This window comes from Chryseobacterium elymi (assembly GCF_003385495.1).
Lineage (GTDB): Bacteria > Bacteroidota > Bacteroidia > Flavobacteriales > Weeksellaceae > Chryseobacterium > Chryseobacterium elymi.
This window is the reverse complement of the sequence record NZ_QNUH01000011.1, coordinates 44,332-59,647: the sequence shown is the minus strand read 5'-3', so window position 1 is coordinate 59,647 and position 15,316 is coordinate 44,332. Positions and strand designations below refer to the sequence as shown.

Sequence of the window (15,316 nt, the reverse complement as noted above, 5' to 3'; positions counted from 1 at the left end):
ACTTTCTTTCAAAAGTGCAATTTAATATATTAATAATCAATTCAATAGGATTAATGTTTCACTGAAGAAACCTCTTCCGGATTGTGTTTATGTCTGAATAAAATAGCAAAGAAAATGGCAAGAATCAGTGCATAAATTGCAAATGAGAGCCATATATTCTGCCAGTCTTTCACCATCACTACTGATGAAAGTGTTCCATCAGCATTTACTGCTGAATTAAAACTGTTTTTAAGGATTTCCAGGAAAGTAGGATTATCAGCTGTTGTGTCAAGGTAAGCAGAAAGATCTGATGCATTCGTAAATTTGTGAGTGAAAAATTTATCAATAGCCCATCCTGCAATATAGCTTCCGAAGAGAGCACCAAAACCATTAGTCATCATCATAAATAATCCCTGAGCGGATGATCTTATCTTCTTATCGGTCGTCGTTTCTACGAAAAGAGAACCTGAAATATTGAAGAAATCAAATGCCATTCCGTATACGATGCATGAGAAAATGATCAGCGAAAGCCCGAATCCGTCCGGAACACCGTAAGCAAAGAACCCAAACCTGAGTACCCAGGCCAGCATAGACATCAACATTACTTTTTTAATTCCGAATTTCCTCAGAAAGAATGGAATTGCCAAAATAAATAGGGTTTCCGAAACCTGTGAAATCGACATGATAATCGTAGATCTCTGAACTACAAATGAGTCTGCATATTTGGGAAAATGTGAAAATTCACTTAAGAATACATCTCCGTAAGCATTAGTCAGCTGAAGTGCTGCACCCAAAAGCATTGAAAACAAAAAGAACAAAGCCATTTTATAGCTTCCGAAAAGCTTAAATGCATTAAGGCCTAATTGCTCAGATAGTGGGGCGTTTTTATCGATCAGTTTCTGTGGCGGACATTTTGGTAAAGTAAGAGCATAGATCCCTAAAAATATAGCAATAGCCCCGCCGATATAAAACTGTCCTTCAGTAGCTTTGTTTCCTGTAAGATTAGTAATCCACATCGCTACAATAAACCCGATAGTTCCCCACACCCGGATAGGCGGAAAATCTCTCACGACATCCAGATTACTGTTTTTCAGGATCGTGTAAGAAATAGAGTTTGCTAAGGCAATGGTAGGCATATAAAAGCACATCGCCAGAAGCATCAGCCAAAAGAAAGAATTAGGATCTGCGGAATGAGGCAGTACAAAAAGGATAACCCCGTAAAGGATATGCAGTACAGAAAATATACGTTCTGCATTCACCCAGCGGTCCGCAATAATCCCGGTAATGGTCGGCATAAAAATAGAAGCTATTCCCATGGTTCCGAAAACGGCTCCAAACTGGGTTCCGTCCCAGTGTTTTGTACCGAACCAAAAATTAGCCATCGTAATCAGCCATGCTCCCCAAACGAAAAACTGGAGAAAACTGAGGATGGTAAGTCGTAATTTTAAATTCATAGCTTAGTATAGTATCTCTTTAATCAATTTTCTTTTTCCTCCTTTTAATTTCTTCCTGAATTTCCAGAGCGGTATCGAAGTCTTCTTCTTTTACAGCTTCATCTAATAATTTCTGAAGCTCTTCCATAGATACAGCTTTTAAATTATCTTCAGACTGTTCGGTTTCGGAGAACGGCTGCTCTTCTTTTGAAACGTCTTCCAGTTCAAGAAGAATTCCGGCTTCATTAAGAACCTGCTGAGTGGTAAAAATAGGAGCGTCAAATCTTACGGCCATTGCTACTGCATCAGAAGTTCTTGCATCAAGGATCAGCTCTTCGTTATTAGCTTTATTTTTGAAATTGATATTAGAAAAAAATACACCGTCTACGATTTGGTAAATAATTACTGAAACCAATTCATAATGGGCAGAAACTATAAATTTTGTGAATAAATCATGGGTAAGCGGACGGGGCGGATGGATGTCTTTTTCCAGTCCCAGCGAAATAGACTGAGCCTCGAAATTTCCTATAACAACAGGTAATTTTATATGTGTTTCTTCATGTTCCAATAACAAAGCGTAAGCCCCCGATTGGGTCTGGCTGTACGATATTCCGCGAATGATTAGCTGCTTATAATCCATAGCTACAAATATAGATTAATTTTTTATTGTGATTTTAGTTTTTACGCAAAAATAAAAGCCCGGAAAGCCCGAACTTTTATTTTTATGTGAATTGTAAATCGTGAATTACTTCGTGTCAGTTTTAAAATTAACTATTGACTTGCGGAGTAAAATTCACTGATTTTTTTATCCTTTAATTGCTTTGATCTTCTCAGTTAATGCAGGAATAATCTGGAAAGCATCTCCTACTACTCCATAATCTGCAGACTTAAAGAATGGTGCTTCAGCATCATTATTAATAACTACGATGGTTTTGGAAGAGTTTACCCCAGCCAAGTGCTGGATAGCCCCGGAAATACCTATTGCGATATAAAGGTTAGGTGAAATCGCTTTACCTGTCTGCCCTACGTGTTCTGTGTGAGGTCTCCATCCGATGTCAGAAACCGGCTTAGAACAAGCTGTAGCAGCCCCAAGAATATTAGCCAGATCTTCAACCATTCCCCAGTTTTCAGGACCTTTCATTCCTCTTCCTGCAGAAACCACTACTTCAGCCTCTTTTAGGTCTAGTTTACCTGAACTCTGCTCGTGAGAAATCACTTTAGTATCTTCGTTGGCTACTGATAGATTTTTAACTTCTTCTGATCCTGCTACAGCACTTTCTTTTACTCCGAAAGCATTTTGAGAAACAGTAATAATTACCCCGCTTCCTTCAGCTTTTGCATGCATAAATCCTTTTCCAGAGAAAGCTTTTCTTTTCACCTGGAACGGAGAAAGACTTTCAGGAGCTTCCAGTACGTTGGTAATTAAAGAATAGTTCTTCATTACTGCAAGCATAGGAGCGATAGAAGAAGCATCTGTAGTGTGAGGGAAAACAATAGTGTTTCCATCTGCCAATTCACTTACAGCCTGAGCAAATGCCTTTGCTGAAAAGTTTTTAAGACCTTCGTCTTTTACATTGATAACGTTTGACGCTCCATATTTATATAATAAATCTGAAGAATCTGTAGGGTTTACAGAGATTGCCGTAACGGTATCTCCCGCCTGGTCTGCAATTGCTTTAGCATAAGAAACGGCTTCAAAAGCTGCTTTTTTGTAAACTCCATTTATATTTTCTGCGTATACGAATACTGCCATTTTTTTTAAATTTAAAGATTAAAAAATTTAAGGATTAAAAGATTAGAAATCAGATCAGGGCTCAACATATGTCCCTGTTTCAGCTTCTTTCTTTTAAATTTTTAGATTACTTTAGCTTCTTCGTGAAGTAATCTTACCAATTCATCCAAATTGTCAGGAGAAACCATTTTAACAGCAGCTCTCGGCGGCACACTATCATAAGTTACTCCCTGAACTTTCACCTCAGAAGAAGCAGGCTCTACTACCTGTAAAGGCTTCGTTCTTGCAGACATGATCCCTCTCATATTCGGGATGATCAGATCTTTTTCATCTACCAATCCTTTTTGTCCTGCGATTACAGCAGGTAATTTTACTGATATCGTTTCTTTTCCGCCTTCAATTTCTCTTACAGCTGTAGCTTCGCTTCCATTTACATCTAAACCTACAGATGCATTGACGAAAGGCTGATTTAGCAACTGAGCGACCATTCCCGGTACTGAACCTCCATTGTAGTCGATAGATTCTTTTCCGCAAAGGATAAGGTCATATCCTCCGTTTTGAGCTACTGCAGCGATTTCTTTTGCTGTAGAATAGCTGTCTTTAGGATCAAGGTTTACTCTCACGGCATCATTGGCACCAATAGCTAATGCTTTTCTGATCACCGGTTCTGTAGCAGCATCTCCTACGTTGATCACTGTTACAGTTGCACCCTGAGATTCCTGAAGTTTAACTGCTTTTGTCAACGCAAATTCATCTAAAGGATTGATTACCCACTGAATTCCATTTTTGTCGAAAGCAGATTTATCTGCTGTAAAGTTAATCTTGGAAGTAGTATCCGGAACACTACTGATACAAACTAATATTTTCATGTGTACTATTTTATTTTTTCCCTTTTAGGCATAAAAAACCTTAGTGTTTTATGCTGAGATTTTGTTATATTTTACGTTGCTAATATAATTAAAAAATATATTATGCATGCATAATACTTATTTTTTTACTATTCAATACATTAAATGCATTTACTAGGCTGGTTTTGTTGCCCTAAACTCTATTTTGCTGGGCAAAACCCGTGGATTCATTTTCAAAATATCGAGGACCAGATTCCCCATATCTTCGGGCTGGATCTTCCAGCTGTCTTTTTCTGAAGGAACATTTCCGTTAAAATTTGTAGCGACAGATCCCGGCATAATGACAGTAGATTTGATGTTATATTTTCTAAGATCAATCATTGCAGCCTGAGTAAAGCCTACCACTCCGAATTTAGAAGCATTATAACCTGTTCCGTTTTCAAAGAAATTGGCACCTGCCAGGCTCGAAACTGTGATGTAATAACCTTCTGTCTTTTTTAATTCTTCTACAGAAGCTTTTAAGGTATAAAAAACACCTGTCAGATTCGTCTCTATCATATCATTCCACTCTTCGGCAGTCAGTTCATCTACAGGTTTGAATATTCCCAATCCTGCATTGGCAATGACAAAATCCAGCCTTCCGAATGTTTCAATGATATATTTTACAGCCTCTTCTTCGCTTTCAAGGCTTCTTACATCTGAAACAATCCCCAAAACATTCTCTGAATATTTTTTAAGTTCTTCTTCAGCTTTCTCTACATCATCTTTTTTACGTCCCGAAAATGCTACTGAAATACCGTTTTCCAACAATATTTTTGCTATTCCAAAACCAATCCCTTTGGTTCCTCCGGTAATATAAGCTACTTTATTTTCTGACATAATGTTTTAATTTTAATTCTCTAAAATAACAAAAACGCTCCAATTGAAGCGTTTTATATAGACTAAGATTTATCAGGTATTATTTTTTGATGAATTGTTTAGTGTAGTTTCTTCCTTCAGTTTCTACATTTAATAAATAAGTTCCAGTTCCCAGATCTCTAACATCAACCTTATTTTCTTCTAGCTTAATATTAATTCTTTTTCCTGAAATTTCATAAACTTCAACATTTTTAATTTTTGCAGATGTTTTAATATTAATATAATCTGTTGTTGGGTTCGGGTATACTGATATATTCTCAATATTTGCTATAGCTTCCTGTGTAGATAAAACTGATTCGTTATTTATTTTAATGTTATCTATATAACCATTTCCGGAATAATTATCATGAACAAAATCCATTCTATTAATATTACTTTGAACGTAAGGCTGTCCTGTATAAATTAAAACATTATTCACATAATACTGAATTCCTGTAGATGTGGAAACTATTTTTACTCTCGCCCAAGCATTTGCTGTCCAAGTTTTATTTGTATCGACCAAAGTTGTTGAGCCTGCGTTAACAAGCATAATTTTACCATTATATGCAAAATTAATATAAGTGACAATACTTCCTGTTCCTGCAGTACTAACTGTTCTGAAAACAAAATCTGAACTATTTGCAGACTGTTCTGTTAGTCTTACATCAAATGAAAGTGTAAAATTATTATAGGTTAATGCTGCTGGAAAAGTATAGAAGCCTCCCATTACAGGATTTTGCTGAGGTCCAAAAGCAGGATCTATTGCTATCTTAAGACTGTTCGATCCTTGACTTGCCAACTCACTTGAAACAATCTGGGTCGTAATATTTGGCGGCGTTCCTCCTGTGGCTGTCGAAATCCAACCTTGCTGTCCATTAATATTTCCCGCTGTAAAACCTTCGCTTGTTTCAAAAGATATTGTTTGTTGTGCAAATGACAATACTGAAAATAGAGAAATTGCAATAATGTAAAGTTTTTTCATGGTATTTTTTATTATTAGTTTGGGCAAATATAGAACATTTAGTCTAAATTAAAAAGAAATAACAATAAAATTCACTAATAAGGGATAAAATTAATGAAGAATTTCATCTATTTTTTAATAAACTTCTCCGAAAAATTACCGTATTCAGTTCTAATATTGATCAAGTATGTGCCAGCAGGAAGATTTCTAACGTCTATTGTATCATTTTCTAATCTCAACTGAATCTTTTTGCCAGCAGACTCAAAGATTTCAATGTTTTTTATCTTAGAAGAAGCACTTATTTTAATAAAATCTGAAGCGGGATTAGGATATACAACTACCGCATTCTTATTTACAGCACTATTTGCCACAGATAATAATGCCTGATTATATACTTTAACATTATCAATATAAGCTGTCCCATCTGCATTATCGTGTACGAAACGCAATTGGTTTATATCCATTATTTCTACTGCAATACCGGAATAGATCAAAATCCCGTTCAGATAATATTTAACATCTGAGGTGGTTCCTACAACCGCAATATGGTACCAGGAATTCGGCTGCCACGTTCCCAATGCAATGTCCATTACAGGATTTCCTGATAATGTTTTCAGAACTTTAATTGCACCGGAATTATCAAAATCGAGTCTGACAATATATTTTTCGTCAGCGCTGCTCACTCCCTGAAAGCTAAAGATAGATCCGTTAAGCTGGGACATATTGATATCGAAAGAAACTGTAAAACTGTTGTAAGGAAGCAGTACAGGAAGATTATCAAATGCGCCGATAATAGGAATGGATTGGGTTCCATACGTGTTTTCTTTCACAATCTTCAGAGAATTAATTCCGTCTGATGCATTATCCATAGAAATGATCTGGTTAAGCACGTTCGGGGGCATATCCCCGGTTGGTGTACTGATCCAGGTTCCCTGTCCATGGATATTTCCGGTATAAAACCCATCTGAATTTTCAAACGAAATCATCTGCTGTGCAAAGGAAAACACTGAAAACAAGCAGAATGCGACGGAGTAGTTTTTTTTCATAGCAATTATTTTAAGTTGAACTAAAAATAATCACATACATTAACTAAAAAAATATCATTTGATAGGGATATTACCATAAAAAAAAGTAAAGCGCTCCGATTTTGAAACGCTTTACTGAATATGATTATAAAATATTTAATTATTTTGAATAGTTCTCGAAGAACAGCGGAATACTTTCAATTCCTTTATAGAAATTAAACAGCCCGTAATGTTCATTCGGTGAGTGAATTGCATCTGAATCCAGCCCAAAGCCCATTAGCACGGACTTAGCGCCCAATACTTTTTCAAACATTGCCGTGATCGGAATACTGCCTCCACTTCTGTAAGGAAGAACTTCTTTACCAAATGCAGTTTCCATAGCCTGCTTAGCCGCTAAAAACTCTTTAGTATCACTTGGTAAAACATATGGCATTCCTCCGTGGTGAGGTGTTACTTTTACTTTAACATTCTCAGGAGCAATTTTTTCAAAATATTTTGTGAATTTTTCCGTGATCTCTTCAGGAGTCTGATAAGGAACCAAACGCATTGAAATTTTAGCAGAAGCTTTGGAAGGAATTACTGTTTTTGCTCCTTCTCCTGTATATCCCCCCCAAATACCGTTACAGTCTAAGGTAGGACGGATAGAGGTTCTTTCAAGCGTTGTATAGCTCTTTTCACCTTCCACTCCATTGAGTCCGATAGATTTCTTGAATTCTTCCGGACTATCCTTCAGTTTGTTCATATCTGCTCTTTCAGCATCTGATACGGTTTCTACATTGTCATAGAATCCGTCGATGGTAATATGTCCGTCTTCATCAATCAGTTTAGCAATCATTCTGGAAAGCACATGAATCGGGTTTGGAACTGCTCCACCGTACAACCCTGAATGAAGGTCTCTGTTGGGTCCTTCCACTTCAACTTCCACATAGCTTAAACCTCTTAAACCAGTTGTAACAGTTGGCTGTTCGTTGCTGTAAATATGAGTATCGGAAATCAAAATACAGTCGCAAGATAACTTTTCTTTGTTTTCATTAACGAAATCTCCTAAGCTTACAGATCCTACTTCTTCTTCACCTTCTAAGATAAATTTCACGTTACAAGGCAGTGTATTGGTCTTCATCATGGCTTCAAAAGCTTTTACATGCATGAAAAACTGTCCTTTATCATCCGCTGAACCTCTTGCAAAGATTGCTCCTTCCGGGTGAAGTTCTGTTTTTTCAATATAAGGTTCGAAAGGTGGTTTTGTCCAAAGCTCTAATGGATCTGCCGGCTGAACATCATAATGTCCGTATACCAATACTGTTGGCAGATTTTTCTCTAAAAGTTTTTCTCCGAAAACAATGGGATATCCGTTGGTTTTACATACTTCTACATTGTCAGCTCCTGCATTTTTAAGATATTCTGCAACAACATCCGCACATTTCAATACATCATTTTTATACGCCGGATCTGCAGAAATAGAAGGAATTCTCAATAACTCAAATAATTCATCCACGAAACGCTGTTTGTTTTCGTTAATGTAATTTAATGTCTCTTGCATTTTAAAAATTTGTTTCGTTAAAAATAAAGAAATTGGTCTGCAGCAGCAAACAAAAACAGATAATTTTCCGAAGAACTGCTATTTGTCAATAGCCTGTAGACTTTTGCACAAAAAATGTCCTGCATTTCGGCAGGACATTTTTTTATATCATGTACTAATAATTAGTGTTCGGCTTTTGGAGCTTTCTCAGCTTCAGCAGGCTTTACAGCAGTAGTACTGTCTGTTTTAGGAGCTACAGCTTCATGCTTTTCAGCAGGAGCCGTTTCTTGGTGCCCTGCAGCAGCTTCATGACTGTGTGCTTCACCTCCGCCCTGCACATCGTCAGAATATCTTTCTACTCCTTCTTCCAGTTTCAAAGTATTTTTGTTTCCTCCTGCCTGGATCTTTTTACAGCTTACGGCTACCGTTGCAACAGCTAAACATATAATTAATTTTTTCATATGTAAAATTTATTTTTTAAATGTCATATGGAATCGCATTATTTTAGCTGATTATAATTATTTTAGCAGCAAACGATTTCATTCTTAAATTTTTGATTGCCCAAAAGTAAGAAATCCTGCTTTTTTCGGCAACATTTTTATACTGATTTTAAAATAATTTTACCTTTTTTGGATTGTGTAAAAATAAGATAGTGCTCACCACCGTCTTTTATACCATATTTCTTTTTGATATCTTCTGGTTTTAAAGGATAATTTTTCGAAATGATATTGAACTGCTCTTTCTTTTTAATCTGCTTAGATTCAATAGTTTGCACTTCTAAAACTCTGCCGGGAAAATCATTGATCTTTTGAACTGAAGTATAAATATGGGTATTGGGATGAAGTTTTTTAAGCCCGAATCTCTCTGAAACCAAATTAAAAACACCTGCTTTCAAAATACTGTTATTGGGAATATATATGAATTTTTCAGGCTCAGAATATTCTGCCTGGGCACTTTCTTCCTCTCCGAATTTAAATAAAAAAGAAGATTCTTCACTTTCCAGATTAATACAATTAACCTTTATCTCTTCTCTATTTTCATTGGACAGAAAAATGACTGCTTCCTTGACATCATTTTTTACCGCTATAATTTCAATCCTGAAAATATCAGGTAAGGCTGAGGCCAGATATTTCAAATCTATTAACGGTGACAATTTTATAACCACCTGATCAGCTGCCATAAGCAGATTTTCCTTGATTTGAAGAATATCAGGTGAAAGATCTTCTAGCAGAAAGACTTTATTTTTGTTCTGGTCTCTTCTTGCAGGATCTAAATAGATGACATCGAAATACTCTTTATTGATGTTCAAAAAATCCTCCAGATTTTGGTTGATGAATGTAGCTTTCCGGTTTAAAATTCCCCAATTGTGTTCTACAATATTCAATAATTCAGCATTTTGTTCTACTAAAATAACTTCTTCAAAATTTTGGGACAGATAATAGGCATCAATTCCAAAACCGCTGGTCAGATCAATGAATTTATTCCCTTTCAGAATCTGTGATTTATAAAGCGCGGTTTTCTCTGAAGACGATTGTTCCAAATTAAGCTGAGGCGGGAATATAATTCCGTCTTTCAGCAGAAAAGGGAATTTCTTTTGGGCTGTCTGTTTTCCTTTGATCTGCTGAACAATTTCCTGCATGGAAACGTCCGGAAAGGGGGATTTTTTTAATAATAGTGCGTGCAAATCCGAATTTAGATTTACATTGATGTAGTTTTGAATGTATTGGTTTACTATTTTATTTCCCACAGATTTCTCAGATAACATTTATCTTTTATAAAAAATATAATCTGTCAGTAACGGATCAATACTGCTTTGCTTTAGAAGGGAATTGATCTGGCCCCGATGATAGGTTGAATGGTTTATGGCATGAAAAAGCATTTCAAAAATACTGTTTTCAAATTTTGTTCCTCTTGAATTTTGATATTCCACTCTTTGATCCAGATCAGATTTTTGGATGATATCAATACTTTTAAGAAAGTTCTGCTGATTAATTTCGTGAAGGGACTCAAAAGGATTGACTTGCCAGACTTCAAATGATTTTTCACCCGATATTCTTGAATTCCAGATCTGTTGGGCATTCAATGTATGATTGATCAGGCTGATTGTTTTTTCATCAACTTTCGGCTTGTTTTCTGAAATATATTTTATCATTTCTTTGTTAAAATGATGGGTGTATTCAAAAAGGTCAATCAGTTTTTCTTTCATTACTCAAACATTTCAGCCCAACGTACGGCTTTTATTTCTTTTTCGCTGTAAAGATCAGCTATAGATCTTTTAACGTCTAATTTAGGATATAAATTGACTCCTATCAACTTTATTTTACCTTCTTCCACCCATTTTTGCTCTTCAACAGCGTGGCTATAGATCTTTTTCTGAATAATTCCCTGCTTTAAAAGCTCAAGATAGCCGCCTGCTTCTTCTATTTCAACGAACAGTGCCCATGATTTTTCTGCAATCTGGCGGGTAATGTCTTCTACATAATAGCTTCCATTTGAAGCGTCTTCAAATACATTAATGATGCTTTCATAAGCGAGAACAATCTGCTGCTTAAAGGAAATTTCTTCGGAGTTATCGGTACTTCTGTTTACAAGATAGTTGTTACTGAACACCGCATCTGCCCCTGCAATCATTGCAGAAGCCAACTCCAATGTTGAACGGATCAGGTTATTTTCACTGTCTGCAACAGCTTTATTCCTTAAAGAGGTTTCTGCAAAAATATAAGGTGTTTCATCTAAACCATATTCTTTGGAAATTTGGTTAAAAACTATTTTAAAGGCTCTCAGCTTAGCCATTTCGAAAAAATAATTTCCTCCGACGGCTATTCTGAAAATCAGTTTTTTCAGAATTTCAGAGCCATAAACTTCAGCAAGTTCATTTGTCTTTGCCAGTGCAATTCCCAACTGATGGTAAATTGCCGCTCCGGCATTTTGATGAAGTGAAATATCAACACAGATGTTTCTTCTAAAATCTTTTGACAAAAGTTCTTTGGCCAGCTGATCATCAATAATGCCTTCCTTTTCATTAAACACATCAATCAGTGAAAAATACTGATCTTCATCTTTTGGACTAATATGGCCGGCAAGATTTTTATTATTGACAAAGATTGTTTTCTGTTCAAGATTTTCTACGTTGTGGTCTAAAATAAACGCAAATACATCTTCTTCCAGACTTTCGTGATATCTTGCTACCAAATGAGTATTTTCTTCAACTTTCGGCAAGTTTGCCAATGGTTTCGGAACTTCACTGTAAAAAGGTTTCACATCAATTCCTTCCAGATTTTCTTTATTTAGGATGGAATAAATGTCTTCTGTTTTAAGCTGTTTTTTTACTAAATTTTCCCAGTTTGGAAGTATATCTGCTGACATTGGCTGTTTATTATGGGTGAATGGTGAATTTGGAAAAATTGACTATTAACCATTGACAATTCACTATTTCAGTTATAATTTTTCATTGTGAATGGTGAATTTTGCTTCGCAAGTCAATGGTTAAGTTTACAATTGACTATTCACATTTCAAATTCTTATTTTTTAGCGCTATTTGCACTGTCTACTACCAAAATGAAGATTTCTTCATCCGGTTTTTTCATGAAATAATTTTCTCTCGCGTATTTTTCTTTTTCCGACTTATTATTCATCAGCTTTTTATAAAAAGTATCGTTTTTTTCGTACTCTTTTTTATAATATTCCAGCTGGTCTTCATATCGGCTGATTTCACCGTTCAGTTCATTAATAACAAGGAAAGAGGTTTTATCAAAGAAAATCATCCATACCAGAAACATACAGATCGTAATGGTATATTTATTCAGAACATATTTCTGGATAATTTTGAATGTTTCAGATTTCGGCTGAATATCTTTAATAAGTTTATTTTCTTCCATTTTAATGTTTTCTCAACGAATTTTTAATAACAGTAGTTAAAAAATCAATCGCTACGGAATTCTGCCTCATATTCGGAATGATCAAATCGGCTTCATTCTTCGATGGTTCTATGAATTCCTGATGCATTGGCTTCAGTGTGGTCTGGTAACGGTGAAGGACTTCTCCTAAGTCTCTTCCTCTTTCCTGAGTGTCGCGTCTGATCCTCCTGATCAGCCTTTCGTCAGAATCTGCATGAACGAATACTTTTAAATCAAATTCTTTCAGCAGTTCTTTGTTTGTAAGTACCAGAATACCTTCTACTACCAATACATTTTTAGGTTCTACAGTGACGTGGTCGCCGGTTCGGGAATGGGTAACAAAGCTGTAAATAGGCTGTTCTATAGACTCATTATTTTTTAAAGCTTTTACATGTTTTATCATTAAATCGAAATCTATTGACTTTGGATGATCATAATTGAGTGCCTCTCTCTCGGTCAGTGTCAGATTCGGGTTGTCATGATAATAATTATCCTGAGAAAGGATATTCATTCCTTCAATATCAAGCTGTTGCAGTATCTTATCAACAACTGTAGTTTTGCCGGATCCTGTTCCTCCGGCAATTCCTATTACAAGCATTCTTTTTTGTTTCTTTATAGTTGGTACAAATATACTATTTTAGATGAATGCAAATAAAACAATCCTTACAGAATTTGGCATAACAAAAAAATCCGATGTCTAAACACCGGATTTAAAGATTTATTTAAGTTTTTTATTTTTTAATGAATTTTGCAGATAGTTCAATTTCTTTTACAGTCAGAATATAATTTCCAGCCGGAAGATTTGAGACATCAATTCTGTTATTGTTATTTCCTATCGTCGTTTCCATTACTTTCCTGCCTTCCATATTATAAATTTCGGCTTTTTCTTCTTTGTTTCCTTTCAATAAAACGATCAGAACATCAGAAACCGGATTTGGATATACTGACACGGGAGTTTCTTTAACTGTTTCTTTGGTAGCCAGTGTACAGCTAAATTCAGGAAGTACATATCCTGCAGCTGTAAATTCCTCTGTCATAGCAGTAATATCATTACAATTGAATCCGAACTGCCCCAGCATATCAATGCCGGCCTGTCTTACGGCAATCGCCGCATTTTGCTGATTCGTCGTTGAAGTCGTTAAACCCAGCCCTTCCAAGAAGGCTCTGTCTGTTTTCTCTTTTCCTATTCTGTTATAAATTCTCATCAGCGCTGCAGACCAAATCTGAGCTTTACTGTAATAAGATCCGGATCCCGGATATGTCATTGTAGTATTGGTTATTCTGCCATCCCAGAAAGGATTATGTCCATCCCAACTGAACACCCAGTTGTATTCGGGATCAGATGAAGACCATTGGTTTAAGCTTCTGCTGTAAGACTGTGCCCAATAGTCGCCGCAACCTTCGCTCAAGCCATCTGCATTGGAGACCCCTCCGGACAGCCAATGATGAATTCCATGTCCCAGTTCATGAAGAATCACATCTGCATCTTCACCATCATCTACTCCACCCTGGCCGAATTCCAGTGTTCCAGAAGTGGTATACCTAGAGTTATCGGATCCGCTCAAGCCATGTGGATCATAAAGAACCGCCCCGGCATTGGTAGCCGGCCTACAGGTAATTCCTAATGTTTCATTAATATACCTCATGCTCTTGTCTATATGCCAGAAGACATTTACTGCTTCAAAACCCGACTCACTTCTGTTGAATAAAAACTGGTTGGTAGCCTGCGTAAAAAGAGTTGTATTAGGTGCGCTTATATTTCTTATTTCCACATAAGCATTTTTTAATTTATAAACATTATTGGCAAATTCTATATCGGATAGGGTTACCAATGTCCTTGCATTATCCAGATTTGTGTTGGTAACATCATTATTATCTGCAAAATTACCTCCATAAGCTGATCCTGTTTTAGATAAAGGATCCGGATCAAACACATATCCCGAACCTGAAGCCTTAAAACTTATTATCTTTTCTCTCTTAGGTTCTTTTTTCTTTTTAGGGGTATGAGAATCATCATTGTGTCTGTGATGGTATACAGAAATATCCTTAATGCTTATAACTTCACCTGTTTTGGCATCAACAATGGTTTCCCAGCTTCCGGAGTTCTCATAAGGATTGATTACAGCCCTGTAGACCAGTTTAGTATCTCCTTCTTCTGTAACATAGACGAACAATTTATTTTCCTGATAGATAATCTCACCTTGTGCCTTGGAGGCAACTATAGCCTTTTTAAAAGCATCAGAAGCAGAAATGGAAGGGACTGTATGGATATCTTTCAGATTCTTCTTCAAACTTTCTGTACCTGTATAGCTTATTTTACCGGATTTGTTGAAATGGACTACAATTTCGGACTGAAAAACAGGAACGTTTTTTACCATTTGTTGAAAGCGAAGAGTTTCACCTGTATTGCTTTTGCGTACCGAACTTAATGTTAATCCGCTAAATTCCGGGATTCCTAAATTTCTTGAGTTTTCTTTGATCCAGTTTTTAGCAGGAGCTTCAAAAGATGATTCCTGAGCGTTTAATGCTGAACAGCATAATATACCGCCAAGAACCAGCGAAATAATTTTTTGGTTCATTTATTTATATTTAAAATGTTGTGTCTTACTTGCTAATATAAATAAATTCAGTGAAATTTTTCACCAATAAGTGTATATTTTTTTTTAAAAAATATGCTTTTAATAAGAAACTCTGCCAGATGGCAGAGTTCCGTTTATACTATTTCGCTTGTTAATTCTCTTGAAATAAGTTTTTCGTGCATGGGTTTAAGAAGATCCATAGATCCTGTTTTTACTGTGCATTTGCCTTTGTAATGTACAAGCATTGTACATTGTTCTGCCTGCTCCAGGGTATGTTTGCAGATCTCAATCAGGCAGTCTATCACATAATCAAATGTGTGAATATCATCATTATGGAGAACCAGTTTATATACTTCATCTGTGTCATCCAAAACCAGCACTTCTTCTTCATACTGTCGTTTTGGATTTTCGTAATCTTTTATGCTGTTATAAAAAATCATTTCTACC

Annotated in this window: 16 protein-coding genes; all 16 read right to left on the bottom strand. The window is 36.0% G+C overall.

Features of this window, described 5'->3' with window-relative positions; all coding sequences use genetic code 11:
* Positions 1 to 50 precede the first annotated feature (50 nt).
* The gene (locus DRF60_RS13580) at positions 51 to 1,433 is read right to left on the bottom strand and encodes a nucleoside permease (protein ID WP_116012566.1); all 1,383 of its coding nucleotides are present in this window, start codon (positions 1,431 to 1,433) and stop codon (positions 51 to 53) included.
* A 19-nt stretch (positions 1,434 to 1,452) separates the two neighbouring features.
* The gene (locus DRF60_RS13575; RefSeq protein WP_116012565.1) at positions 1,453 to 2,052 is read right to left on the bottom strand and encodes a bifunctional nuclease family protein; all 600 of its coding nucleotides are present in this window, start codon (positions 2,050 to 2,052) and stop codon (positions 1,453 to 1,455) included.
* A gap of 165 nt (positions 2,053 to 2,217) precedes the next feature.
* Positions 2,218 to 3,165, bottom strand: coding sequence for an electron transfer flavoprotein subunit alpha/FixB family protein (locus tag DRF60_RS13570; RefSeq protein WP_116012564.1), 948 nt, complete (start codon positions 3,163 to 3,165; stop codon positions 2,218 to 2,220).
* A gap of 101 nt (positions 3,166 to 3,266) precedes the next feature.
* Positions 3,267 to 4,013: an electron transfer flavoprotein subunit beta/FixA family protein gene (locus DRF60_RS13565; RefSeq protein WP_111958055.1), complete on the bottom strand. Its 747-nt coding sequence runs from the start codon at positions 4,011 to 4,013 to the stop codon at positions 3,267 to 3,269.
* 153 nt (positions 4,014 to 4,166) lie between these two features.
* A complete protein-coding gene (locus DRF60_RS13560) occupies positions 4,167 to 4,871 on the bottom strand; it encodes an SDR family oxidoreductase (protein WP_116012563.1) in 705 nt (234 codons plus the stop codon).
* Positions 4,872 to 4,950: 79 nt separating this feature from the next.
* Positions 4,951 to 5,871, bottom strand: coding sequence for a T9SS type A sorting domain-containing protein (locus DRF60_RS13555; RefSeq protein ID WP_116012562.1), 921 nt, complete (start codon positions 5,869 to 5,871; stop codon positions 4,951 to 4,953).
* A gap of 107 nt (positions 5,872 to 5,978) precedes the next feature.
* Entirely contained in the window at positions 5,979 to 6,896 is a 918-nt protein-coding gene (locus DRF60_RS13550; RefSeq protein WP_116012561.1) for a T9SS type A sorting domain-containing protein, read from the bottom strand.
* Between the two features lie 139 nt (positions 6,897 to 7,035).
* The gene (locus DRF60_RS13545) at positions 7,036 to 8,415 is read right to left on the bottom strand and encodes a dipeptidase (RefSeq protein WP_116012560.1); all 1,380 of its coding nucleotides are present in this window, start codon (positions 8,413 to 8,415) and stop codon (positions 7,036 to 7,038) included.
* Between the two features lie 161 nt (positions 8,416 to 8,576).
* A complete protein-coding gene (locus tag DRF60_RS13540; RefSeq protein ID WP_116012559.1) occupies positions 8,577 to 8,855 on the bottom strand; it encodes a hypothetical protein in 279 nt (92 codons plus the stop codon).
* Positions 8,856 to 8,992: 137 nt separating this feature from the next.
* Positions 8,993 to 10,159 carry a class I SAM-dependent methyltransferase gene (locus DRF60_RS13535; RefSeq protein ID WP_116012558.1) on the bottom strand — a complete coding sequence of 389 codons (1,167 nt, stop codon included), beginning with the start codon at positions 10,157 to 10,159 and terminating at the stop codon, positions 8,993 to 8,995.
* Complete coding sequence (locus DRF60_RS13530; protein ID WP_116012557.1) at positions 10,160 to 10,600, bottom strand: DinB family protein; 441 nt, start codon at positions 10,598 to 10,600, stop codon at positions 10,160 to 10,162.
* A complete protein-coding gene (locus DRF60_RS13525) occupies positions 10,600 to 11,760 on the bottom strand; it encodes a methylmalonyl-CoA mutase family protein (protein WP_116012556.1) in 1,161 nt (386 codons plus the stop codon). The genes DRF60_RS13530 and DRF60_RS13525 overlap by 1 nt, the downstream gene beginning before the upstream one ends.
* Positions 11,761 to 11,915: 155 nt before the next feature.
* Positions 11,916 to 12,272, bottom strand: coding sequence for an FtsB family cell division protein (locus tag DRF60_RS13520; protein ID WP_116012555.1), 357 nt, complete (start codon positions 12,270 to 12,272; stop codon positions 11,916 to 11,918).
* Position 12,273: 1 nt separating this feature from the next.
* Complete coding sequence (udk, locus tag DRF60_RS13515) at positions 12,274 to 12,888, bottom strand: uridine kinase (protein WP_116012554.1); 615 nt, start codon at positions 12,886 to 12,888, stop codon at positions 12,274 to 12,276.
* Between the two features lie 133 nt (positions 12,889 to 13,021).
* Positions 13,022 to 14,869 (bottom strand): T9SS type A sorting domain-containing protein, encoded by a 1,848-nt coding sequence (locus tag DRF60_RS13510; RefSeq protein WP_116012553.1) that lies wholly within the window; start codon positions 14,867 to 14,869, stop codon positions 13,022 to 13,024.
* Between the two features lie 134 nt (positions 14,870 to 15,003).
* Positions 15,004 to 15,309: an ATP-dependent Clp protease adaptor ClpS gene (locus DRF60_RS13505; protein WP_116012552.1), complete on the bottom strand. Its 306-nt coding sequence runs from the start codon at positions 15,307 to 15,309 to the stop codon at positions 15,004 to 15,006.
* Positions 15,310 to 15,316 lie beyond the last annotated feature (7 nt).